This window comes from Halopiger djelfimassiliensis (assembly GCF_000455365.1).
Classification (GTDB): domain Archaea; phylum Halobacteriota; class Halobacteria; order Halobacteriales; family Natrialbaceae; genus Halopiger_B; species Halopiger_B djelfimassiliensis.
The window spans coordinates 357,839-380,368 of sequence record NZ_HG315684.1 but is presented as its reverse complement, the minus strand read 5'-3'; the positions used below and the strand labels follow the sequence as shown (position 1 = coordinate 380,368).

At 63.9% G+C, this 22,530-nt stretch carries 15 protein-coding genes, 1 tRNA gene and 1 pseudogene; 10 read left to right on the top strand and 7 right to left on the bottom strand.

Annotated elements, in window-relative coordinates; all coding sequences use genetic code 11:
• Positions 1 to 259: 259 nt before the first annotated feature.
• The 3 genes from TX80_RS01880 to TX80_RS01870 all read left to right on the top strand — a co-directional run bounded on the left by TX80_RS01880 (position 260) and on the right by TX80_RS01870 (position 6,996).
• Positions 260 to 862, top strand: coding sequence for a TetR/AcrR family transcriptional regulator (locus tag TX80_RS01880; protein ID WP_049921180.1), 603 nt, complete (start codon positions 260 to 262; stop codon positions 860 to 862).
• A 603-nt stretch (positions 863 to 1,465) separates the two neighbouring features.
• Positions 1,466 to 4,021 carry a BGTF surface domain-containing protein gene (locus TX80_RS01875; RefSeq protein ID WP_195893041.1) on the top strand — a complete coding sequence of 852 codons (2,556 nt, stop codon included), beginning with the start codon at positions 1,466 to 1,468 and terminating at the stop codon, positions 4,019 to 4,021.
• Between the two features lie 569 nt (positions 4,022 to 4,590).
• On the top strand, positions 4,591 to 6,996 hold the full coding sequence (locus TX80_RS01870; protein WP_154658551.1) for a BGTF surface domain-containing protein: 2,406 nt from the start codon (positions 4,591 to 4,593) through the stop codon (positions 6,994 to 6,996).
• A 60-nt stretch (positions 6,997 to 7,056) separates the two neighbouring features.
• Here the strand turns inward: TX80_RS01870 and TX80_RS01865 are convergent, their stop codons facing one another.
• A complete protein-coding gene (locus tag TX80_RS01865; protein ID WP_049921177.1) occupies positions 7,057 to 8,430 on the bottom strand; it encodes an FAD-dependent oxidoreductase in 1,374 nt (457 codons plus the stop codon).
• Between the two features lie 146 nt (positions 8,431 to 8,576).
• On the opposite strand from TX80_RS01865, the gene TX80_RS01860 reads away from it, so the two are divergent.
• The gene (locus tag TX80_RS01860; RefSeq protein ID WP_049921176.1) at positions 8,577 to 8,864 is read left to right on the top strand and encodes a DUF357 domain-containing protein; all 288 of its coding nucleotides are present in this window, start codon (positions 8,577 to 8,579) and stop codon (positions 8,862 to 8,864) included.
• A 741-nt stretch (positions 8,865 to 9,605) separates the two neighbouring features.
• On the opposite strand, the gene TX80_RS01855 is transcribed toward TX80_RS01860, so the two are convergent.
• The 3 genes from TX80_RS01855 to TX80_RS01845 form a co-directional block, all read right to left on the bottom strand.
• Positions 9,606 to 9,893, bottom strand: a complete 288-nt coding sequence (locus TX80_RS01855) for an amphi-Trp domain-containing protein (protein ID WP_049921175.1) — start codon at positions 9,891 to 9,893, stop codon at positions 9,606 to 9,608.
• A 93-nt stretch (positions 9,894 to 9,986) separates the two neighbouring features.
• Positions 9,987 to 10,724 carry a fumarylacetoacetate hydrolase family protein gene (locus TX80_RS01850; RefSeq protein WP_049921174.1) on the bottom strand — a complete coding sequence of 246 codons (738 nt, stop codon included), beginning with the start codon at positions 10,722 to 10,724 and terminating at the stop codon, positions 9,987 to 9,989.
• Between the two features lie 71 nt (positions 10,725 to 10,795).
• Positions 10,796 to 11,644, bottom strand: a complete 849-nt coding sequence (locus TX80_RS01845) for a sugar phosphate isomerase/epimerase family protein (protein WP_049921173.1) — start codon at positions 11,642 to 11,644, stop codon at positions 10,796 to 10,798.
• A gap of 335 nt (positions 11,645 to 11,979) precedes the next feature.
• Between TX80_RS01845 and TX80_RS01840 the strand changes: the two genes are divergently transcribed.
• Positions 11,980 to 14,154 (top strand): PQQ-dependent sugar dehydrogenase, encoded by a 2,175-nt coding sequence (locus tag TX80_RS01840; protein ID WP_049921172.1) that lies wholly within the window; start codon positions 11,980 to 11,982, stop codon positions 14,152 to 14,154.
• 36 nt (positions 14,155 to 14,190) lie between these two features.
• Here TX80_RS01840 and TX80_RS01835 read toward each other — a convergent pair whose 3' ends face one another.
• Genes TX80_RS01835 through TX80_RS01825 form a run of 3 tightly spaced genes read right to left on the bottom strand, consistent with a single transcriptional unit; the run spans position 14,191 to position 16,813 of the window.
• Complete coding sequence (locus TX80_RS01835; protein WP_230198660.1) at positions 14,191 to 15,177, bottom strand: UbiA family prenyltransferase; 987 nt, start codon at positions 15,175 to 15,177, stop codon at positions 14,191 to 14,193.
• A 1-nt stretch (position 15,178) separates the two neighbouring features.
• Complete coding sequence (locus tag TX80_RS01830) at positions 15,179 to 16,009, bottom strand: sugar phosphate isomerase/epimerase family protein (RefSeq protein WP_049921171.1); 831 nt, start codon at positions 16,007 to 16,009, stop codon at positions 15,179 to 15,181.
• Between the two features lie 3 nt (positions 16,010 to 16,012).
• On the bottom strand, positions 16,013 to 16,813 hold the full coding sequence (locus TX80_RS01825) for a TatD family hydrolase (protein WP_049921170.1): 801 nt from the start codon (positions 16,811 to 16,813) through the stop codon (positions 16,013 to 16,015).
• 286 nt (positions 16,814 to 17,099) lie between these two features.
• On the opposite strand from TX80_RS01825, the gene TX80_RS01820 reads away from it, so the two are divergent.
• From TX80_RS01820 to TX80_RS01800, 5 genes and pseudogenes are all read left to right on the top strand, one after another.
• A complete protein-coding gene (locus TX80_RS01820; RefSeq protein ID WP_049921169.1) occupies positions 17,100 to 18,320 on the top strand; it encodes an inositol-3-phosphate synthase in 1,221 nt (406 codons plus the stop codon).
• Positions 18,321 to 18,339: 19 nt separating this feature from the next.
• Positions 18,340 to 19,734, top strand: coding sequence for an alkaline phosphatase family protein (locus TX80_RS01815; RefSeq protein ID WP_049921168.1), 1,395 nt, complete (start codon positions 18,340 to 18,342; stop codon positions 19,732 to 19,734).
• 132 nt (positions 19,735 to 19,866) lie between these two features.
• Positions 19,867 to 19,941: transfer RNA gene (locus tag TX80_RS01810), tRNA-Glu, on the top strand.
• 234 nt (positions 19,942 to 20,175) lie between these two features.
• A pseudogene (locus TX80_RS01805) lies at positions 20,176 to 20,423 on the top strand (ACR3 family arsenite efflux transporter); the annotation flags it as partial.
• Positions 20,424 to 21,204: 781 nt separating this feature from the next.
• Positions 21,205 to 22,461, top strand: coding sequence for an NRAMP family divalent metal transporter (locus TX80_RS01800; protein ID WP_049921166.1), 1,257 nt, complete (start codon positions 21,205 to 21,207; stop codon positions 22,459 to 22,461).
• Positions 22,462 to 22,530 lie beyond the last annotated feature (69 nt).

The window sequence follows — 22,530 nt, the reverse complement described above, 5'->3', positions numbered from 1 at the left end:
GCTATCCCCGAATCGAACGTTGGTACCGTCGAAAAACCGGGTTGCTCCGGTATCGTTCATTGCCCAGTAATTTCAGCATCGGAACATATACCTTTTGATTGATCGTTCAATCAAACGGCTTATGGAGGCGGGTCCCAACCGAGAAGGCAATGGCGCTTTCCCTGTACTGTCTCGACGACGTCGGTAAGCGAGTCCACCCGGCGACGTTTCGCGTCGACGAATCGGCGATCGATCGCGAACGGACGTCGGAGACCACCAGATGACAGTCCCCTACTTCGAGGACCCGGAAACCACGCGTGAGGAAATCCTGGCGGCAGCCTACCGGGCGCTTCGGACACACGGATACGCGGACCTCACGATCCAGAAGATCGGCGACGAACTCGAGAAGAGTCCCTCGCTCGTCTATCACCACTACGAGAACAAAGACGACCTGCTGGTCGCCTGTCTCGAGTTCATGCTCGAGCAGTTCGAGTCGGAGATGACGACCGACGGGATCGACGATCCGCGCCGATCGCTCGAAGCGTTTCTGGAAGGGGCCGTGCCGGTCGAAGAGGATCCCGACCGAACGGAGTTTGCACGCGCGTTGCTTGAGTTGCGCGTCCAGGCAGGCTTCGATCCGAGCTACCGGGAACACTTCGTCCGGAGCGATCAACTGTTTCAGGACCGGATCGCGGCGATTATTCGTGCTGGAATCGCGGAAGACGTCTTTCAGGAGTGTGATGCCGAGCAAGTCGCAGCGACGCTCTTTACGCTTCTTACCGGCGGGTTCGTCCGTCAGGCGACGACCGATCACGGGGAGTGGGCACTGGCAGTTCGCGCCGAGATCGACGAGTATCTCCAAGAACGGGTCTATCGCTCGTAGTACTGGTCGGTGTCGCTGGCGGGAGCGTCCCAAACGTGCCGGAGCAATCGGCTCCTTCCCGAGAGCGTCCCCGGCACGACACAGTGACACGCACGTGGGTTTTCACCCACAGCTACTGCTGACAGCCAGCAGCACTTTAATTGTTACCAACAGGATCGCAGCGTCGGGATCGAACGCAACCGACGGACGGAGAACCAACCCGTGGCGGGTCTCGAATTGGTACCGCTTTCGCTCGCAGCACTGGAGCATCATAGACATATTGCTATCCATACATCATATACATAAAAATATAGATCATTTCTTGAACTAGTATGTATTATATTAGAAACAAACTATTACATAGAGTCTAGAAAGTACTCTATTAGAGTATTTTAGCGGCAGTAATGGGGTATTGGAAACCAAGTTCCGACAGTAATATAATATTACTATACATATCTCAAGTCCTATATGTATTACAGAAAGCTTATTACGGGTCTGTTGAAAGAGGCTGACACCCCTTCCCGGGAGCTGAAATCCAGTGCCCTCCGTTCGGGGGTTCGGTACTGGAGACCCACCCCCGGTGAATCGCTCGCTACCAAGCGAAATACGAGCTTACAACAACACATGACACGCAATACTACACCCACTCTTCGCGACAAGGGACGTGCCCTGTTCCTGACCGTGATGATGGTCCTTTCCGTCGTCGCTATGTCCGCAGCCTTTGCGGGCGCGGCAACGGCGGAATCTAGTATCGAATACTCACCGAGTTTCGCCTACCAGGGCGAAACGGTCAACGCATCCCCTGGTGCTGAGATCACCGACGCCGACTCCGAGAACTACCAGGTCCGGATGGTGACCTCGACGTCCGACGGTAACGTTACCGACAGCACGCACGTCGAAGACCTCACCGCAGACGACCTGACCGACGATAACAACGGCTTCCTGATCTCCACCAGCGGCTTCGACGAAGGCGATTACTTCGTCCGCGGTGGCGACTTCGATTACAACCCGTCCGTCGAGGACACCTTCGAAGTCGGTGTGCAGACGCTCACCGCCGAGTTCGCCGAGGACTCGGTCAACAACGAAGGGAACACGGAAGTCGATCTCGAGGTCGACTCCAACCGCGGCACCTACACGCTGAACGTGAGTGCTGACGGCGACCTCGAGTACGACGAACTCTGGAGTATCTTCACCGACGAAGCGCTCCCCGAGGACCGGACGAACCTGAGCGACCAGCACGTGGTCGAAGCTGACAACCTCGGCGCTGCCGCCGACGGTGCTGGCGAGTTCAACGCCAAGCTCTACCACGCGGACGAGGACGACGCCGACACGAAGATCGTGCTCGTCGGCGTCACTGACATCGAGACGGCCCTCGACTTCGAGGACATCGACGAAGGCGAGTACACCCTCGACTTCGAAACGATTGACACGGACGCCGAAGCGACCGCGAACATCGAAGTCGCTGAACTCGACGTCAGCGGCTCCTTCTCCGAAGGCGTCTACACGCAGACCGCCGGTGACTACCTCGAGGTCAACCTCGAGATGGAGGACACGAGCGAGGCGTACATCCAGTTCGGTGACGAAGACTCCGGCTTCGTCGACGTGCTCCACGTCGAAGACGGCAACGACGACGACGAAGTGAACTTCTGGATCAACACCCGCACCCTCGGCGACCGCGACTACGCGAACAGCGCCGAGGACGTGTACCACTCCGACGAGGACGACGTCGCAAGCATCGTCCACAACTCGCTCAACGCGGACGCCGTCCGATTCGAAAACGAGGACGGCGAACTGCTCGCCGGTGCCGGGACCGACTTCGGGGACTACCTCGAAGAGCTCGGCCTGATCAACAACGCGGGCAACTGGCAGGACGGAACCAGCGACGAGGAGTTCCAGCTCGTCCGTCCGCTGCAGCCGACTGACTACACGATGACCGCCGACGCGGACGGGACGTTCGTCGTCAACGCCGACGGCGAATCCGAAGCCGCAAACGAGATCGACCAGGCGACGATCGATCTGGTCGAACCCGAACTCGGCGCCATCGAAACCCACGTCGCTCCGTCGGATCCTGCCGACGAAGACGACCTTGCAGAGCTCCTCGGTGACGAGGTTACGCTGACCGAGCGCACCGACATCGCCGAAGGCGACCGCCTGGTCATCGAGGCCGAGGCGAGCGGCTTCATCGGCGCACTCGGTGCCGCCTCCGGCGACGGCGTCGACATCCTCGAAGACGGTGTCAAAGCCAGCGCCCTCGATACGCTCGTGAACAGCAACTCGTGGGAAAGCGAAGGGATCAACTTCGAGGTCGCGGCCGACGACGCAGTCGGCAACCAGGACCCGACGACACTCGATCTGGCAGGCGCTGACGCGGGCGATGTCTACGTCTTCGTCGACAACGACGAGGGCGCACTCTACGTGGTCGTCGACACCAGCTCGACCAGTGCCTGGGACGGAAGCCTCGAAACCGGTACCGAGTTCACTGCCGACCTCGAATACGAAACCGACGACAGTGAACGCTACCACTTCGACAGTAGCGAAGGCGCTGACGGTGCGGCCTACCCGTACTTCGGCGCTGACTCGACCGAGTCCATCGCGACGGACTTCACCATCGTCGAACCCGAAGTGACGTTCGACAACCTCAACGAGAACGACGAACTCGTCGTCGTTGCCTCCGAAGAGGCCGAAGTCGCCGGGATGACTAACGTCGCACCCGGTACGGACAGCAGCGTCCGCATGGCCTCCGACAGCGGCGTCTCGCCGTCCTTCTTCGACACCCACGAGGACGTCGAGATCGAAAGCGACGGCTCCTGGTCGCTGACCGCAGACTACAGTGACCAGTCCGAAGGTGACACTGCTGAGACGACCTTCCGTGCTCTCAGTAGCGGCATCGACTCCATCGACACCGTCTTCACCGAAGAGGTCGCCGAGAACGGCGACGAGAACGGTGAGGAGAACGGCGTCGAGAACGGTGAGGAGAACGGTGCCGAGAACGGCGACGAGAACGGTGCCGAGAACGGCGACGAAAACGGCGACGAAAACGGCGACGAAAACGGTGCCGAGAACGGCGACGAAAACGGCGGCGAAGACGAAGGCGACGACGGAACGCCCGGCTTCGGCGTCGCTGTCGCGCTCGTTGCACTCCTCGCAGCTGCCATGCTGGCACTGCGCCGTCAGGAGTAACCGGTAACCGCTCGACCCGACCACTTCGATTTTCATTATTTGACGTACCCATCCAGCGACGCTATCAGTCGTTTTAGTAATCGCGGACGGCATCGCTCGTTGATCCCGAAGCGACACGGACGGCGTCCTGAACGAGCGATACTGGTTCGATCACCTGTCTGGGTCCGGGTTCTTTCGGATCTCGTCCAGCGAGTCCCCGAGACGAACGGACGGCCTCGCGATATTCACATTCCGGTGATAGTTGTCTCAGAAAGCTTATTACGGGCCTGTTGGAAAGGATCGATAACCCTCGCGGGGGGCAGGCCGACGGACGAGTCTCGATCAGGACTGGCGCTTGCTCCTTGCACTCGGAGCCGACCGATCCAGAATACGGGAATTACTATCGTATGAGACAGAACACTGCTGCCAAGAATCGCACGCGGGGACGACCATTGTTCCTGACTGCGATACTGCTACTCTCCCTCGTCGTCGTGTCCGTCCCGATCGTGGACACAGCGGCGGCGGCTGATCACGAGATAACGTACGACCCCGACTCGGTGGTCTATCGGGGGCAACCCGTTACCGCGACCTTGGACGATACCGATAGTACAGCGGGAGAGACGCTCGAACTCCGCGCTGTCGACTCCTACAGTGGCTCCGGTATCGAGTCCAGTACGTTCCTCGAGGAGGTCGTCGTCGAAACGGACGGGGACGACCTCGTCGCTACGTTCGCTACCGACGACCTCGAGCCGGGTAGCTACTTCCTTCGAGGGGACGGTATTCCGGAAACCCGACAGAACTCCTTCGAAGTGTCCGAACAGACCCTCGACGTCGAACTCGACAGGGAAGTGACCGTCGACGGGCCGCCGTCGACGACGGAACTCGATATCGAGTCGAACCGCGACGTCTACAGTTTGAACGTCACTGCCGGCGGCGACCTCGACGCCGAGACGCTGTTTGCGATCTTCGTCGATGTCGACGACGTCGACCCGGCCGTTATCGACGCCATCGCCGCCGACGACGCCTACCCCGATGCCAAAGCTATCGACTCCACGGACGTCTTCGAGTATCTCAGAGAGAACGGCCACGCCGTCGAAGACGGCCACCTCGACGCTGCAACGTCCCCGTGGGATACGCACGGCGCGTTCGACGTCGCGATTTACGACGACGAACAGACAGGAGCCGACGAGAAGATCGTTCTCGTCGACAGCATGGATCCTGCGGGCGAAATCGACTTCGCCGGAGTCGACGAGGACGAGTACGACATCGCCTTCGAATCGGTCGATTCGTCGGCGACGGCCTCGAAGACGGTGACTGCAAGCGAGTATGCCGTCGACGCGTCGTTCGACGCGGGAGTCTATACCGAATCCGCCGGCGACATCGTCGAAGTGACCGTCGAACTCGAGGAGACCGATCACGCGTACGTTCAGTTCGGTGACGAAGACGCCCCCTTCGTCGATGTCCTCTATATCGAGGACGACGACGGAAGCGGCGACGTCACCTTCATGATCAACACCCGACTCGCCGGCACCGGTCACGACGCGGCCTACGCCGCCACCGACGACGTCGTCGAGAGTATGACCAGCAGCTACGACGGGCCGACCGGCAACTTCCCCACGGAACTCCGGACGGTCCGATTCTCCGATGCGGACGCGTTCGTCAACGACGGCTGGGCCGGCTTCGACTGGTACGTCAGCGAACTCGGGATCACCGACGGCGATCCGCTCGGCCAACTCGATCGACCGCTGCAACCGACCGAGTATCCGATTGCGGTCACCAGTTCCCCCGAGTTCAGCGTCAGCGAGACCGACGAGTCGGAGCTCGAGGGCGAACTCGCAAGAGCAACGATCGCGCTTCACGAACCGGAACTCGATTCGATACGGACCTTCGTCGCCCCCGCCGGTGATGCCGACGCGGACGATCCCGAAGCGCTCCGGGAGGCCGGCTCTCTCTCCGAACGGACGGAGATCGCGATCGATGATCGACTGATTATCGACGCCGAGGCGACCGGGCTCCACGGGGCGCTCATGGCGGCGTCCGTCCGCGAGTCCGGCACGGGCTGGGACGGACTCGAGGACGGCTACGGGAGCGAGGACCTCCACGAACTTATCGACGGGATGACCGGGGAGGGGATCGACTTCGAGGTCGTCGCCGAGTCCGGCGTCGGCAATCAGGATCCCGTTACGCTGGACCTCGCAAACGCCGCCGATGAGGACGTCTTCGTCTTCCCCGATACCGACGACGGCGGGCTCTATATCGTCGTCGACACCGGCTCCAACAGCGCCTGGGACGGCACGCCAACCCCCGACGACGACTTCACCGTCGAACTGGCATACGAGACCCACGAGGACGAACGCTACTCCCTCGCTGCTGACGGCGCGAAAGGGTCCGGTGACCCCGCATACCCCTACTTCGGACCCGGATCGGACCGGGCGGTTACGACCGCTATGACGCTCGTCGAACCCGCAGTCGAATTCGATAACCGGGACGCCAGCGGAACCGTCCGTCTCGAGGCCGACGAGCAGGTAGCGATCACCGGTGAGACTACCGTCGCACCCGGCTCGGATGTCTCGATTCGGGTCACGAGCGTCGGTGAGGCCGCGAGTTTCCGGACGTCGCCAACCGTCGAAATCGATGCCTCCGGGCGGTTCTCCACGTCGGAGCCGGTCGATTTCAGCGCCCTGCAGGCCGGGGATCACGCGGACCTCGAGTACCGCGTCGATGGGCACACGATAACCACGGTGACCGGAACGTTCGTCGAAGCCGTCGACGCCGATGACGACGCAAGCGACCGTGGTGGTGACGCCACAAACAACAGCACGCCGGAACACGCCGACGACGGTACTGATGCGGACGAACTGGAGAACAGCACTAAACCCGACGAAACGGACGAAACCGACGGGTCACCCAGCTCGGACGACGGGACGCCCGGGTTCGGGATCGGTATTGCGTTGGGTTCGCTGCTGGCCGTCGCGTTGCTTGCACGCCGGCGATAACTCGACTGCGCTTCTCGTCCTCGAGTCGACCGTTAGCAACCGGGGAGTACCGGATGCCGTTCAGTCGTCGGCCGCGGCTGCTTCCGCTTCGCCGGCCGACTGTGCGCGCTCGAGGTCTTCGAGGTATTCGTCGGCGTCGAGTGCGGCTTTCGAACCCATGCCCGCCGCGGTAACCGCTTGCTGGTAGTGGTAGTCGACGACGTCACCGGCTCCGAAGATGCCGGGAACATCGGTTTCGGTCTGCCCGCCGCCAGCACCGCCCATGGTTCGGAGGTAGCCCTCGTCGTCCATCTTCACGCCGGTTCCCTCGAGATACTCGGTGTTGGGCGTGTGGCCGATGGCGAGGAAGACGGCACCGACGTCGAAGTCGAACTCCTCGGTTTCGGGGTCGTCGAGCCGGTCCGTTGGGTGGCCCTTCTCGTTACGCACGAGAGTGACGTGATCGACACCCGCCTCCTGAGAGCCGTGGACCTCGACGAGTTCCGTGTTTTTCATGATCTCGATGTCGCCGTCTTCGACCTTCTCTTCGACGCGGTCGATCCAGTAGTCCTCGGCGCGGAACTCCTCGCGCCGGTGGGCGATGTAGACGGTATCTGCGAACTTCGTGAGGAACGTGGCCTCCTCCATGGCGGCGTCGCCGCCGCCGACGACGAGCATGTCCTCGCCGCGGAAGAACGCGCCGTCGCAGGTCGCACAGGTCGAGAGGCCGTATCCCATGAGTTCGTCTTCCCCGGGGATGCCGAGCGTCCGGGCGCTGGCACCCGAGGCGGCGATGAGCGCATCGGCCGTGTAGACGTCGCCGTTTGTCAGTTCGACGCGGAACGGCCGGGTGTCGTCAGTACCGGCCCCCGGCCCGTTTTCGAGCAGCGGTGACCCCTGTTCGAGGCGTTCGACGGAGTCGATGATGCCGTTTTTCAGGTCGGCCCCGAACTGCTTGGCCTGTTCTTTCATGTTGTTTACCAGCTCCGGCCCGCCGATTCCCTCCGGGAAGCCCGGATAGTTCGCCACGTCGGTCGTCAAGGTTAGCTGGCCGCCGGGTTCGTCGCCCTCGATGACCAGCGGATCGTTGTTCGCACGGCCCGCGTAGATGGCAGCCGTGAGTCCGGCGATGCCGGTCCCCGCGATGATCAGTTTGCGGTGTTCGACGACTTCGTCCTCCGTGTCGTCCGCGATACCGAGTTTTGCATCGAGTTCGCCGGTTTCCTCGAGCGCGCTAGTGTCGTCCCAGCCGCCGATGAGTTCGTCGTCGATGAACACCTCGGGGGCGGTCTTGCGGCCGTCGGCGCGTTCGATCATCTCCTCGAACCGCTCCTCGTCGCCGGTAACGTTGTACTCCACGTAGTCGATGTCCTTGCTGTCGAAGAGGTCTTTGGCCTTCTCACAGTAGGGACAGTCCGCCTTCGTATAAATCTCGACGCGTGGCTGGTCGCTCATGTCCCCGTATAGGGAAACGGCGTGTATACGACTTGCGTTCCCTGCAGAATCGTATTTGGTCACCGAGAGGTGGTGCCGTCGCTCGTCGGCTCGACAGTCCCATCGGTGTCGACGGGTTTACGGCCGCAAGTCTCGACAGCACCGGTATGGCCGCCGATCTCGAGGAGAAAACGGACCGCTACGGGGAACTGCTCGCGGAAGCGCTCGAGGCGGCGACGGTCGCGCCGCCGGCGGGGACGCCGATGGCCGACGCCGCCGCGGAGTGTTACGAGATGGCCGCGTCGTATCTCGAGGACGGGAGACACTTCCGCGAGAACGACGATCCGGTCAACGCACTGGCGTCGTTTTCCTACGGCCACGCATGGCTCGACGCGGGCGCGCGCGTAGGATTGTTCGACGTGCCGACGGAAGGACATCTCTTCACCGTCGAGTGACTCGCTTCGCTGCCGGCGGTCCCGGGCCCACACGGTACAGTTCGTCTCGGCTCATCGGAACTCCGATCGCTGGACGAGCAATCGGCCGGCTGTCGGATGCTGGCTGCAGCCGTTCGGACGCTATCGCAAGCGGAACCGTGATCGGTATCCGTCCGAACAGCCGAATATCGGGATCCCACCACCGTTCACGGATAATTAGTATGGGATTGAATCACAATAGATTAGTCTCGAGGAACCGATCGACCAGCCACAGTGATCGGAGCCACGTTTTCGGCCTGCTTGACGGACATCTGTCGAGGGAGGAACAGTCGGTAGAGAGAACGGCTAACTGACGGGATACCCATCCGCCGACGTTCACGGAAACGGAACGTTCGTGTCGCCAATCAGCAAGCGATGGTTTTCACGGGCGATAGAGTCATCGCGGGTCCGGTCGATGAAATCGGTCTCGAGCGACGGCAACCGGTTCCGGATCCACGCCGCCATCGGGATGGAGGTGCCGCCAGCTATCGAGCGGTTCAGCTTTCGTAGCCTGTTTGTCGTGCCTGCGTTCGACTCATCGAGAACACGATCGTTCCGAGGTTGTGTGCCTCGCCGATGGCTACGGCTCTCTGACCACCGGATAGCGTCGTCCTCTCGGTCGACTCCACGGTGGTTCGGGACGTTCACTGAACCCCTCTGCATAGCCGTTGAGAGCGGGCGGGGAGAATCGTGAGATAACCGTCCAGCGGGCGCGTTATTTGCTCACTCGATTTCTAGCCGGCCGCTCCCGCCGTCTCCCGTACCGTCGTCCTCGTCCCACTCGAGTTCGAACTCGATACTCAATTCGCCGGCCCCGTCCACCGGCCCCTCGCGTTCGGCTTTGACCTCGAACGTCGGGCGGGCAGGGGGCTCCATCGTCACGGACTCGGAACCGGATTTGAGCGTGACCGCATCTCCGCGTTCGAGCTTCTCGGCGACAGTGCGAAGGTACGATGCGATTTCTTCTCGAGTCTGGTCGCTCTCCGATTCGAACAGGACTTCTTCGGGCATACGGAGACGATACGCCGCCTGCACCGATAAGTGCATCCTCGCAACGTCCCTATTGAAAAAGCTACCACTGGACGAGGAGCTCAACGGGACCTCTTATGGCATTCGAACGGTGTGCTCGAGCGTGCCGACCCCTTCGACCTCGATCTCGACTCGATCGCCGTCCGAGAGCGGCCCGACGCCCTCGGGCGTTCCGGTGGCGATGACGTCGCCGGGCTCGAGCGTGAGATAGGTGGTGATCTCGGCGATCAGTTCGGGGATCGAGAAAATGAGCTGGTTCCGGGAGCCGTCCTGTCTGCGATCGCCGTTGACCCGCGAGCGGACCGACGCGTCGGCGGGGACCTCCGCGGGCGTGGCGAGAACGGGACCGATGGGCGCGGCACCGTCGAAGGCTTTCCCGCGGACCCAGTTCTGTTCCTGTCGCTGGTCGTCGCGGTTGGACAGGTCGTTGACGCAGGTGAACCCTTCGACGACGTCCATCGCCTCGGCTTCGGGGACGTGGCGACACTGCGTCCCGATGACGACGCCGAGTTCGGCCTCGTAGTCGATCCGCTCTTTGCCGGCAGGGGCGGTGACGGTGTCGCCGTGGGCCGCGACGGCGTTTGGCGGCTTCAGAAACAGCAACGGCCGGTCCGGAACGTCCGAATCCATCTCGTCGGCGTGATCGGCGTAGTTGCGCCCGATACAGACGATCTTCGAGGGCTCGCACGGCGGGAGGACGTCGATCGCCTCGTCCTCGAGGCTGTAACTCTCGTTCCCGAAGCGGACGTCTCCGTTCTCGAACTCGCCGCGGCGAACCGCACCGGCCGGATCGCGGAAGCGAACGTATTTCATGGGAGAGGGGTCGTCTCCGGAGGGGAAAAACGTTGAGATGGCGGCGGCGTTCGTTGGCTCCGAACCCTCGTTCAGACGTACGCCGCGAGTTCGTCGTAGGCCGTCCGCGCTGCCCGATCCGGTTCGTCCGGATAGGTGTACAACTCGAGGGTCGCGAACCCGTCGTAGCCGATGTCGTCGAGCGCGTCGAAGATCGCCCTGAAATCGAGGTCGCCCTCGCCGGGGATCCGGTGGTAGTGTTTCCCGCGGCGACCGCCGACGATGTCCTCGAGGTGGACGCCGGTGATCGAACCGGCGCTGCAACGGATGCTCGTCGCCACGTCCTCGCCGTAGACGGCCGCGTGGCCGACGTCGAGGTTTACGCCGAGCGCGTCCCGATCGATCTCGTCGATCACCGCGAGAACCTCGTCGGTGTTTTCGACCAGCAGTTCGGGCTCGAACTCGATCCCGACGTCGATCCCGCGGGGTGTGGCGTAGTCGAGAATTTCGTGGAGTGAGTCGTGGAGATACCGGCGGGCGTCACCGGGCGGCGTTCCCGGAAGCGGTCGGCCGCTGGCGAGACAGACCGCCGGCGCGTCGACGGTCTCGGCGAGATCGATCGCCGACTTCGTGTACTCGATCCGCCACTCGCGGGCGTCGTCGTCGGCCCGGATGACGCTCGGCTCGAAAAACGCCGACGGCGGCGCGTCGTCGTAGTACCCCATCGCCGTGTTGGCGTTGATATTCGACACCTCGAGGCCGGTCTCTTCGAGGGTCTCACAAAGCGCGGCCCGATCCGCATCGTCGAACTCGGGGAAGTACGCGTGGGGGCTGTCACCCAGCAGTTCGACGCCGGCGTAACCGTGATCCCCGATTCGGGACACCGCCTCCGGAAGCGAGTGGCGCGTGTACGCGTTCGTCGAGAAGGCGAGGTCGACCATGGCGTGCGTACACCGACCCGCCACTAAGCGGTTTGCCACGGTCGCGGTCGTCCTCGTCAGTGGGACGGTCGGACGCCGTCCTCGACTCGAGATGGGGTCTCGGTGACGCCACGTCCCTAACCAAGCGTTGGCGGCTGAAACGGACGACAAGGGATCGATTCCTCTCGGAACGGTTCTTTCGATTTAATACCGCGATGGATGGAACCGGGATAGGGCGAGTCACGCGGACGCGCCGTGGATCCGGGCTGGCCGATGAGAGCGCGAGCGTCTCGAAAGATCCGAGCGGTCCCGCGACCGGACGGCGTGTTCGCTCGAGCATCGTCCGAGCGATATCAATGAATCCGACCAACGAACCCGAACTCGACGCGGCGACGTCCCGTATCGGAGCACGATCACGACGGGCGATCCTGCAGGCACTCGCGACATCGGGGGTTGTGGCCGCGCTCGGCGGCGTAAGCGCACAGGAGGACGAAACGGCCGAGAACGGGGACGGTATCCCCGTCGCCGGCGACTTTCCCGAAGGCGAGACGGTCGGCCTGCAGCGGGTCGCGGCGAACCTTCCCGCACCGACCGACCTCGAGTTCGTCGAACTCGACGGCGAGGTACGTCACTTCCTCGCCACGCAGACCGGCCAGATATACGTCACGAACCTCGCTGACGGGGCGGCCGACGGCGAGACCGACGCCTCTACGGACCCGGCGGAAGACGCCGACGAAGAAACACCCTCCGACCGAGACGACGGTCCCTCCGAGTTCGTCTTCAACGGGGTCGTTCCCGGCTGGCTCGGGCTGGAACCGGACGAGATCGACGGGCGGGAGAACCCGACGCTCGAGTTGACCGCGGGCGAAACCTATCGGTTCACCTGGGAGAACGGCGACGGACAGCCACACAACGTCGTCATCCTCGACGAGACGGATTCCATTGTCGAGCGAACGGAGATCGTCCGGGAACTGGGCGAAACCCAGACCCTCGAGTTCGAAGCGACCGAGGAGATGGACCGATACGTCTGCGAGGTTCATCCGGGCACCATGTCGGGTCGAATTCAGGTCACGGACCCCGACGACGAGCCGGCGCAACCGGACGACGAGGTCGACGAGGATGTCCTGACGCCCGACGGAATGGAGCTGTTTCTCGATATCGAGGATCGGCTCGTCAGCCTCGGGATCGGCGAACTCGGCGGCTACGACGAACGCGGCCTGCTCGGGCTTGCGTTCCACCCCGACTTCGCGGAAAACGGCCGGTTTTTCGTCCGGTACAGCGCCCCGGAACGGGAAGGGCTCGGGTACGATCACACCGACGTCCTCGCGGAGTTTCGGGTCGACGACGACCTGACCGCCGACCCCGACTCCGAGCGGACCGTCATGGAAGTACAGCAACCACAGGACAACCACAACGGCGGTCGGATCGCCTTCGGTCCGGACGGCTACCTCTACACGTCACTCGGGGACGGCGGCAACGTCCACGACATCGGGATCGGTCACGGTGACGACTGGTACGACGACAACGAAGGTGGCAACGGACAGAACACGAGTGATACCCTGTTGGGCGGGATTCACCGCATCGACGTCGACAGCGAGGACGACGCGGCGTTCGGCGAGTACGGAATCCCCGACGACAATCCGCTCGTCGACTCGGCGGCCGATCTCGACGAATACTACGCGTGGGGCTTTCGCAACCCGTGGGGTATGTCCATCGACGACGACGGGCAACTGTTCGTCGCCGACGCCGGCCAGCATCGCGTCGAGTCCGTCTACGCCGTCGAGGAAGGGGGCAACTACAGCTGGAACGTCAAGGAGGGGTCGTTCTGTTTCAGCCCCGCTTCCCCGCTCGAGCCGCCGGAAACGTGTCCCGATCAGGTCGGCGAAGGAGCCGGCGAGGCAAGAGCCGGCGAACCGCTCCGGGACCCGATCGCCGAGTACCAACACACGCGGATCTCCGAGGCGTTCATCGACAGCTCGGTCGTCACCGGCGGTCACCGTTACGCGGGAGACGCGATACCCGAACTCGAGGGCGCGTTCGTGTTCGGTAACTGGAGCAGTCAGGGCGTCGCCGAGGCCGACGGCGAGGTGCTCACGGCCGTCGAACCCGAGACCGGCGATGCGGGCGGGAACGACGACCTCGTCGGTGTCGACGAGCGCTGGTCGCTCGCGGAACTGCAGTTCGAGGGGGCCGCCGGCGAATCGCTCAACCGGTACGTCTACTCGGTCGAGCGCGACGAAGCGGGCGAACTGTACGTTCTCGCGAACACCGACTTCCGGCCCGAACCCGAAACGGGAGAGGTCTACAGGATCGTCCCCGCCGAGGACGGCGAGGAGATCCCCGAACCCGAGGCCCCACACGTCATCGGCGACGGGGACCGTGGCGAAGCGCCGGACGAAGAGTCCCCAGAGGAGGAACGACCGGACGATCGCGACGATGACGACGAGGCGTTTCCTCAGGACGAGGACAACGGAAACGCCACAACGGACGGCGGCGACGGCGAGAACGCGACCGATCCCGTCGACGGCTGAGTTCGAACCGCGTTCGAGCGCGGCGGCCCCGTCCCACTATGTCACGTCGGCGACTCGCGAGAGGGCAACCGCCGGCCCGAGGAAGACGCCTGCGGCGATCCCCCAGCCGACCCCGGCCGCCGCGGCGAAGGCCGCATCGAGCAGGACGAGTCCGAGGACGCAGGCTCCGACCGCCGGGCCGATGGTGTCCGGCGTCGGATCGGCGTACGCATCCCGGAGCGGACGGCCGATCCACCAGCAGAACGCGCCCGCAAACCCGACGGCTACCGCGGTCTCGAAGCCGGACGGACCGACGACGGCGAGATACCAGCCGAAGCCGAGCACCGCCGTGGCCGCGCCCGCGGCGGCGACGGCGACGGCGGTTCGGGTGCCGCCCGCCGTCTCTCGATCGGCCATGAACGTGACGGCAGCGACGTAGCCGACGACGAGGGCCGGAACGGCAAGCGCCACTGGCTGTGACTCGAGGACGGCGACGGCGCTGTCGCCGACGGCAGTCGTTCCCAACACGACGTTCAGTCCCCGGGTCGCCCCCATCGCGAGGAAGCCGGCCGCGGTCCCCTTGAGGAGGCCGTCGTATGCGACGATAGCGACCGCAAGCAGGCCGGCGACGACGCCGCCCGGACGGCCGACACCGCCGAACGCGGCGACGACGGCCACGAGCAACAGGCCGAACCCGAGCCCGAACGCGGTTCGTCTGGGAACCCGGCCCGACGGAACGGGGCGGTCGGGGCGTTCGCGGGCATCGACGGGTGCATCGAACGCGTCGTTGAGCGTCGTTCCGCCGGCGTACAGCAGAACCGAGACGACCGCGAGACCGCCGATAGAAGCGATCGACGGCCGGCCGCCGGCGGCCGCGACCAGCGCCGCCCCGAGGATCACGTCCGGCGGGGCGGTAACGAGGTTCGGAAGGCGGACCAGTTCCGCGTACGCGAGGAGCCGCCGCTTGCGGCCGTCCGTCGCGATCCCGTTCGAACCGATCCCGGTGCCGCGGTCGGCGTCCTCGTTTCCGCGACCGTCGGCCACCCTACGCCCACCCGTGCTCCTCGAGATACGCCATCGCCTCGCGGGCCGTCTCGACGGGCGTTTCCTCGTAGGGATAAAGCTCGACCGTGACGAACCCGTCGTAGCCGCGGTCCTCGAGCGCGCCGAGGAAGGCGTCGACGTCCATTGCACCCTCGCCGAGCTGAGTGTGTTCGTGGGACCGATCCGCGGGGATGTCTTCGAGGTGGTAGTGGTTCGTATACTCCCACAGCTGGTCGACGAGTTCGGCCGGCTCCTCGCCGACGCAGTAGAAGTGCCCTGCGTCGAAGTTACATCCCACGCGCACCGCATCGATCCGCTCGAGCAGGTCGCGGAACTCGTCGCTGGTCTCGATCAACAGGTCCGGTTCGGGTTCGACGAGCACGTCGACGCCGACGATGGCGGCCCGCTCGGCGACCTCCTCGAGTCCCTCGACGAACGTCTCCATCGCCCACTCGCGGGACTTCTCGTCGGGCACCGGTCCGCCCGGTTCGATCGAAATATGCGGGATATCGAGGTCGGCCGCCGTCTCGAGCGCCGCGAGCGTGTAATCGATCCGACGGCGGCGATAATCCGCGTCCGGTTCGATAAACGACGGGTGATGGAAGTCCTCGATCGCCGTGAGCATGAACGCGTTGCCGTTGCTGACGGCGACGTCGTGGGTATCGAGGGCGTCCGCAACGCGATCGACCGCCGCGGCGGTCGCGGTCGGCGGGTACAGGTGGGGGTCATCGAGCAGGAGCTCGACGCCGTCGTAGCCCGCGTTCGCGATCGATTCGATCGCGTCCTCGAGCCGATACTCCCGGAAGGCGTTGGTGGAGAACCCGAACTGCATGCCTCAGGGCTCGTAATCGAAGTTCGGCGACTGGTCGAAGAACTCGTAGGGGTTCTCGAAGACGACCGTGCGGACGTCCTCGCGATCCCAGCCGCGATCGAGCATCATGTCGCGGGCTTTCGGGACCGCAAGCGGGTCCGACGGATCCCAGTCGGCGGCGCTGTTGAAGATCATCCTGTCGGTCCCGTACTCCTCGAGCAACTCGATCGCGGATTGGGCCTCGATCTTGCCGGGGTAGAGCGTAAAGCCGATCCAGCAGTCCGTCCGCGTCGAGATGTCGATCGTGTTCTCGGTGTTGTGGTCGATGACGATCCGTTCCTGTGTGACGCCCATCTCCTCGATGATGTCGACGATCAGTTCGGTCCCCTCGGGTTTGTCCGTGTGTGGCGTATGGACGATCACGGGCACCTCCCGATCCTCAGCGATCTCGAGCTGTTCGCGAAACGCCCATTCCTCGTCGTCGGTCATCCCGTCGAAGCCGATCTCGCCGACGCCGACGACGGGGTCGCGATCGAGGTACTCGGGAACGCGGTCGACGACCGTCTCGGCCATCTCGCGGTAGTTTGCCTCCTTCGGTTCGAGGCCGATCGTGACGTAGTGGTCCATTCCGGCCGCACGCTCGGCGCGATCGGTCTCGTGGTCGATGATCTGCTCGAAGTAATCGAAGAACGATCCCGCGTGGCGTTTGTCCTGGCCGCTCCAGAACGCGGGTTCGATACAACACTCGATGCCCGCCCGCCGCGCCCGCTCGTAGTCGTCGGCGGAGCGCGAGACCATATGCATGTGCGGATCGATGATTCGCATAACCGCTGTACAACGGGTGGCTGACTTGGGGATGCCGTTCGTTCGATCGGAAACCCCCGATTGTGAGCCGACGGCGACCCGACACCGGACGCAGAACCCGTGATTACCCGCTCACAACCGGGCTTTACCCTCGCTACGGCGGTCATAACAAAACCCGTCCGGTCCCGAGTGGACTCGGAATGAAAGGTCTCGAGCGACCGTCGGCGGCATCGCGTTCGAGTTCGTCTCCCCTCGAGCCGAGCGGTATCGAGGGGGCACGTTCGTCGACACGGGAACGGAAGCGACAATGAGCACGGAGACACCAACGGGCGCGGCTACCGACGACCGAACGGGCGTCTGGCTGATCGGCGCGCGCGGAAACGTCGCAACCCTCTCGATCGTCGGCGCTCGCGCCATCGCCGACGGACAGGCGGGAACCGCCGGGATGGTCACGGAACGCGACCCCGTCTCGCAGCTCGCATTGCCGCCCGTCGAGGGATTCGTCTTCGGCGGCCACGACATCACGACGGAGTCGCTCGTCGATCGGGCCGAGCGCCAGCACGAACGGAACGGCGTCCCGGACGGAGAGACGCTCGCGGCCGTCCGCGACGACCTCGCGGCGATCGACGAGCGGATCGAGGTCGGCACGGCGATCAACTGCGGTGCCGCCGTCGGCGACGAGAGCGATCAGTTGGATCCCTCCCTGTCGATCCGGGACGTCGTCGGTCAGATCCGCGACGACTACGGGACGTTCCGCGAGCGACACGACCTCGACCGGCTCGTGGTCGTCAACGTCGCCTCGACGGAACCGGAACTCGAGACGCCCGAGGCCTACGCGACACGCGACACGCTCGAGGACGCCATCGACGGGAACGACCGGGAGCTGCCGGCGAGCGTCTGTTATGCGTACGCAGCGCTCGTCGACGGCCATCCCTACATCAATTTCACCCCGAGCGCGGGCAACGCCCCCGGCGGCCTGCGGGAACTGGCCGCCGAGAACGGCGTTCCACACATGGGGCGGGACGCAAAGACCGGAGAGACGCTCGTCAAATCGGCGCTCGCGCCGATGTTCGCCGGTCGCAACCTGGGTGTGTTAAGCTGGGAGGGCCACAACATCCTCGGCAATCAGGACGGACTCGTGCTCGAGGACGAGGCGAACGCGGCGGGGAAGCTCTCGAGCAAGGGGGACGTCCTCGAGGCGATCCTGCCGGACATCGGCCACAACCGGGTTCGGATCGACTACACGCCGTCGCTTGCGGACTGGAAGACGGCGTGGGATTACATCCACTTCGAGGGGTTTCTCGGAACGGAAATGACGATGCAGTTCACCTGGGAGGGGTCGGACTCGGCGCTCGCCGCCCCGCTGGTGTTGGATCTGGTTCGGTTGATCGCCCACGCGGACGACCACGGCGAAGGCGGGCTTCAGCCCCACCTCGCGTCGTTTTTCAAGGCCCCGCTCGGTGTCGACGAACACGATTTCTCCCGGCAACTGCATCGGCTATACGAGTACGCCACCCGCCACAGCTAACCGCCTATCGACGATTCACATGACAGCGTTTACCGCCCCGGAGACGGCCCGCATCGAAACTGCTGACCGCGTGATCGTCCTCGACGTCGTCGGCTTGCAGCGGGATCATCTGGATACCGATCGGACGCCGAGACTTCGCTCGCTCGTCGGCGACGAACGCGTGACCGACCTCCGGCCGCCGTTTCCCGCGGTGACGGTGCCCGTCCAGACGACGCTGGCGAGCGGTCGGGAACCGAGCGAACACGGCGACGTCTCGAGCGGCGAGTACGACCGCGAGCAGGACAGTGCCGCGTTCTGGGAGCGCGACCGCGGGAACCGCACCCGTCTCTGGGAAGCGGCCAGCGAGGACGCCGGACTCACGACCGGTGCCCTGTTCTTCCAGCACCTGATCGGCACGAGCGCCGACGTCGCGGTTACGCCCTCGCCGATCGAGGACGAGCACAACGAGATCCTCGAGATGAACTGCTGGACGAACCCCGACGGGTTCTACGACGACCTCCGGAAGACCCACGGCCACTTTCCGTTGCACAGCTACTGGGGACCCGGCGCGAGCGCGGAGAGTTCCGAGTGGATTCTCACGGCCGCGCGCGAGACGGTCGAGCGGTTCGACCCCGACCTGCTGTGGGTGTACGTTCCGCATCTGGACTACGTCGGCCAGAGCGACGGCCCGAGTTCGGACGCGTTCGACGCGGAACTCGAGGCCGTCGACGACCTGCTCGGTGACTTTCTCTCGTTCCTGTCGACGACCGACCGCTGGGACGGAACCGCCGTCGCCCTCCTCAGCGAGTACGGCTTTCACGACGTGGATCGGCCGGTGTTTCCCAACCGCGCGCTCCGCGAGGCCGGCCTGCTCGAGACGGACGCCGACGGCGACGTCGACCTGCCGCGATCGGACGCGTTCGCCATGGTGGATCATCAGATCGCCCACGTCTACGCCGACGAGGGCGCGCTCGCGGAGGCCCGCGCCGCCATCGACGGGCTCGGGGGCATCGACGCGGTGCTCGAGGGGGCGGACGCGGCCGCGCGCGGGGTCGATCACCCGAACGCGGGCGACCTCGTCCTCGTCGCGGATCGGAACGCGTGGTTCCAGTACTACTGGTGGTCGGATCGCGCGGACGCGCCGCCGTACGCGACGGCGATGGACATTCACGCAAAACCCGGGTTCGACCCCTGTGAGCTGTTTTTCGGCGACGATGGACTGGTGTCGCTCGACCCGACGAACGTCAGTGGCTCCCACGGTCGCGTCGACGAGTCGGCCGACGGCTGTTTCGGGCTCGGCGGTCCGGCGGCACCCGACGTCGAGTTGGCCAAGCCGCTCGATGCGACGGCCGTCACGCCGGCGCTCGTGACGTTGCTCGGCCTCGAGGACGACCTCTCGCTCCCGCTTTCGGCGGCGGCCGAACGGAGCGAGTGAATCCGTCGGCGGCGTCTCGAGTCCCGACGAAGCCGGGAGGACGTGACGCTGAGCTGAGTACGTGACCACATGGCACTACGGACTCGGAACGGAACGCTTTTTACTAGGCCTCGGCAAGCAATGAGTGCGCACGCTCCGTTGGTGTAGTCCGGCCAATCATTTCGGCCTTTCGAGCCGATGACCTGGGTTCAAATCCCAGACGGAGCACTACAGCGAACGCAGTGAGCGAAGCGCGCACGGATGGGATTTGAAACACGGAAATCCGAGCGAAGCGAGAATTTGCATCGGGTTCAAATCCCAGACGGAGCATTCTTCTGAACGAGTTTTACGAGTGAGCGAAGCGTACACGGATGGGATTTGGATCGGAGAACCGCGAGCGAAGCGGGCGTTTCGCGTGGTTCGACTCCTGTCGGGGCAGTTTTCGGTGACCGATGTTCGCGAGCAGAACCCACGGTCTCGGCGGCGCTCGGGTTCACGGCGGCCTCGAATACCTTCGGGCTGGCGATCGCCGTCTCGGTTGCGGTGTTCGGCGTCGCGTTCGCGATCGTGGTCGGCCCGCTCATCGAATCCCGGTCTCGCTCGCACTCGTCTACGTCGTGCTGTACTTCCAGCGTGCGTTCGATCGGGACGTGCCCGAGACGGGACGGATCGGCGATCCGACCGGAACAACCGTCTCGGAAGCCGGTTGACCGACGCGACACTGGTACATGAGCGACACACCTACGCGGATCGCGTTACAGCCCTGTTCGACGAACTGTCGGTTACCGGTGTACGTTGATCGAAGGGGTGTGCCGGCCGAGACCGAGACGTTTCACCGCGGTTCCTTCTCGAGCCGTCGAGAAATCGGCTTCGACGGCGATCCCCTCGTTTGAGTCGCCTCCCGATCACGATCACCGAAGCGTAACGGAACCGGGCCTTTCGGGCCGATGAGCGACGTTCGAATCCCGGACGGAGCAGCCGGACAGCGCCATCGCTACACGGGGTTCACGATTTTTCGAAACGGACCGACGTCCCGTCAACGGTAACAGAAGTGCAGATCACATCATATTTTTGATGGGTGTTGTAAGTGGGTCTCCGTCGGTACGGGCCCAGATGAGTCCGATGAGGTGTTGAAACACTATCAGTGAAGTATGTAATGTTCCTGCATGGATTCTGTTGCCGGAAATTGATAGACTGCTTTCACACTCCGGCCTCGGACTCTCCCCGTTACGGACGCCAAAATGCGTGAGGCGAATCAGTCACCGACCGAAGCGGGCGGTATCCCCGTCGAGAATGATAGCGTTCGTCTCGGGGGTTCGTACACATGAAACGTAACAGCGTATCCGGTCATCCGAACACGACAGTATCGAGGACTCTCCCCTTTCGTTCACGGCAGGTCGATCCGTCGATCGATCGAGGGTCCACCGTATTCGAGTGGGGGGGACTCACCATCGAGAGCAGTGTCGGACTCACTCTGCGGGGTGATCGCGGATGAGCGAAAAACCAGCATCGGCTTCGGAACTGGTCAAAACGGTTCCCGGCGGTGAGACGATCCACGGTGCGCTTTACAGATACGGGTTGGGTATCCTGTTCGCCGCGAACGTCTTCGGCGCGGGATCAGTGTATATCCTCGCCGACACGGGGGCGAACTTCGCGTTCTCGCTCCTGTGGGTCCTCCCGCTCGCGTTCCTCATCGATATCGCGCTCCACGACATGAGCGCCCGCCTCGCGGTCGCTGACGAGCCACTCGCGGAGTATCTCGTCGATACGCTCCCGATCGGTGGCACGACGCTCGTCGTGTCGATTTCACTGCTGTCGGCGCTGTGGGCCGTCTCGAACTACGCGGTCGCGGGAGCGGCGCTGGCGTGGCTCCTGCCGGGACTCGACAACGTGGTCGTCGGCATCGTTCTCGCCGGCGGCGGCGGCGTCGCGATCGTTCAGCTCAAAGTCTACGATCGCGTCGAAGCGGCGATCGCAGCCGCCGTGTTCGCCGTGTTCGGCTCGTACGGGTTGCTCCTCGTCGGGCTAGACGTGCCGTGGCAATCGGTCGCCGCCGGACTGCAACCGGCGATCCAAAACGAGATCGGCTATCTCACCGCGGTCATCGCCCTGCTGGGGACGACCGTCTACTGGCCGAACTTCTTCATCCAGTCGAGCATCAAGCCGACCAAGGAGTGGACCGACATCTGGCGGTACAGGCGGGACAACGCCTTCGGTATCGCCACGACGCTCACTATCGGTAGTTTCGTGATGATCGTCTCCGCCGTTACCCTCTCGGAAGGCGAGATGACGCTGACAGGTCCCGGAGAACCGCTTGCGGCGATTCTCGGCGAATACGCACTGATCGTGTTCGTCCTCGCGGCGTTTCTGGCGAGCATTACGTCGGCGACCGGGACGCTGTTCGGGGCCGGGTTCATGATTCCACAGTCGATCGGCCAGCCGACGGTCTTCGGCGATCGCGGGTTCAGACGGACGGTCATCGCCCTTATCGTCCTCTCGGCGATCGTTGCCCTTCCGTTGCTCGTCTCTACGGGCTTCGGTCCCGTCGAGATGGCGATCATCATGCCGGCCGTCAACGGTGCGATCGGACTGCCCGTGACCGTCTTCGCGCTCATCGGTGCCGTCAACACCTACGACGATGTCGAGTGGTACGAGAACGTGGGATTTCTCGCCGCCGGGTTCGTCCTGCTTGTCGGGAGCCTCCTTACGGTTCAGTCGCTCTACGAGACGATCGTGACCATCCTCTAACCGAGGACCGCCTCGAGAACGCCCCCTCGTTTCGAGGCCGACGACAAGCCGGGTTCGGTCCCGTTCGAA

What these genes read in the sequence shown, in the direction of transcription:
- TX80_RS01880 (WP_049921180.1), top strand. Translation starts at nt 260, where the DNA reads ATGACAGTCCCCTACTTCGAGGACCCGGAAACCACGCGTGAGGAAATC.
- TX80_RS01875 (WP_195893041.1), top strand. Translation starts at nt 1,466, where the DNA reads ATGACACGCAATACTACACCCACTCTTCGCGACAAGGGACGTGCCCTG.
- TX80_RS01865 (WP_049921177.1), bottom strand. Translation starts at nt 8,430, where the DNA reads ATGAGCGACCAGCCACGCGTCGAGATTTATACGAAGGCGGACTGTCCC.
- TX80_RS01860 (WP_049921176.1), top strand. Translation starts at nt 8,577, where the DNA reads ATGGCCGCCGATCTCGAGGAGAAAACGGACCGCTACGGGGAACTGCTC.
- TX80_RS01855 (WP_049921175.1), bottom strand. Translation starts at nt 9,893, where the DNA reads ATGCCCGAAGAAGTCCTGTTCGAATCGGAGAGCGACCAGACTCGAGAA.
- TX80_RS01850 (WP_049921174.1), bottom strand. Translation starts at nt 10,724, where the DNA reads ATGAAATACGTTCGCTTCCGCGATCCGGCCGGTGCGGTTCGCCGCGGC.
- TX80_RS01845 (WP_049921173.1), bottom strand. Translation starts at nt 11,644, where the DNA reads ATGGTCGACCTCGCCTTCTCGACGAACGCGTACACGCGCCACTCGCTT.
- TX80_RS01840 (WP_049921172.1), top strand. Translation starts at nt 11,980, where the DNA reads ATGAATCCGACCAACGAACCCGAACTCGACGCGGCGACGTCCCGTATC.
- TX80_RS01830 (WP_049921171.1), bottom strand. Translation starts at nt 16,009, where the DNA reads ATGCAGTTCGGGTTCTCCACCAACGCCTTCCGGGAGTATCGGCTCGAG.
- TX80_RS01825 (WP_049921170.1), bottom strand. Translation starts at nt 16,813, where the DNA reads ATGCGAATCATCGATCCGCACATGCATATGGTCTCGCGCTCCGCCGAC.
- TX80_RS01820 (WP_049921169.1), top strand. Translation starts at nt 17,100, where the DNA reads ATGAGCACGGAGACACCAACGGGCGCGGCTACCGACGACCGAACGGGC.
- TX80_RS01815 (WP_049921168.1), top strand. Translation starts at nt 18,340, where the DNA reads ATGACAGCGTTTACCGCCCCGGAGACGGCCCGCATCGAAACTGCTGAC.
- TX80_RS01800 (WP_049921166.1), top strand. Translation starts at nt 21,205, where the DNA reads ATGAGCGAAAAACCAGCATCGGCTTCGGAACTGGTCAAAACGGTTCCC.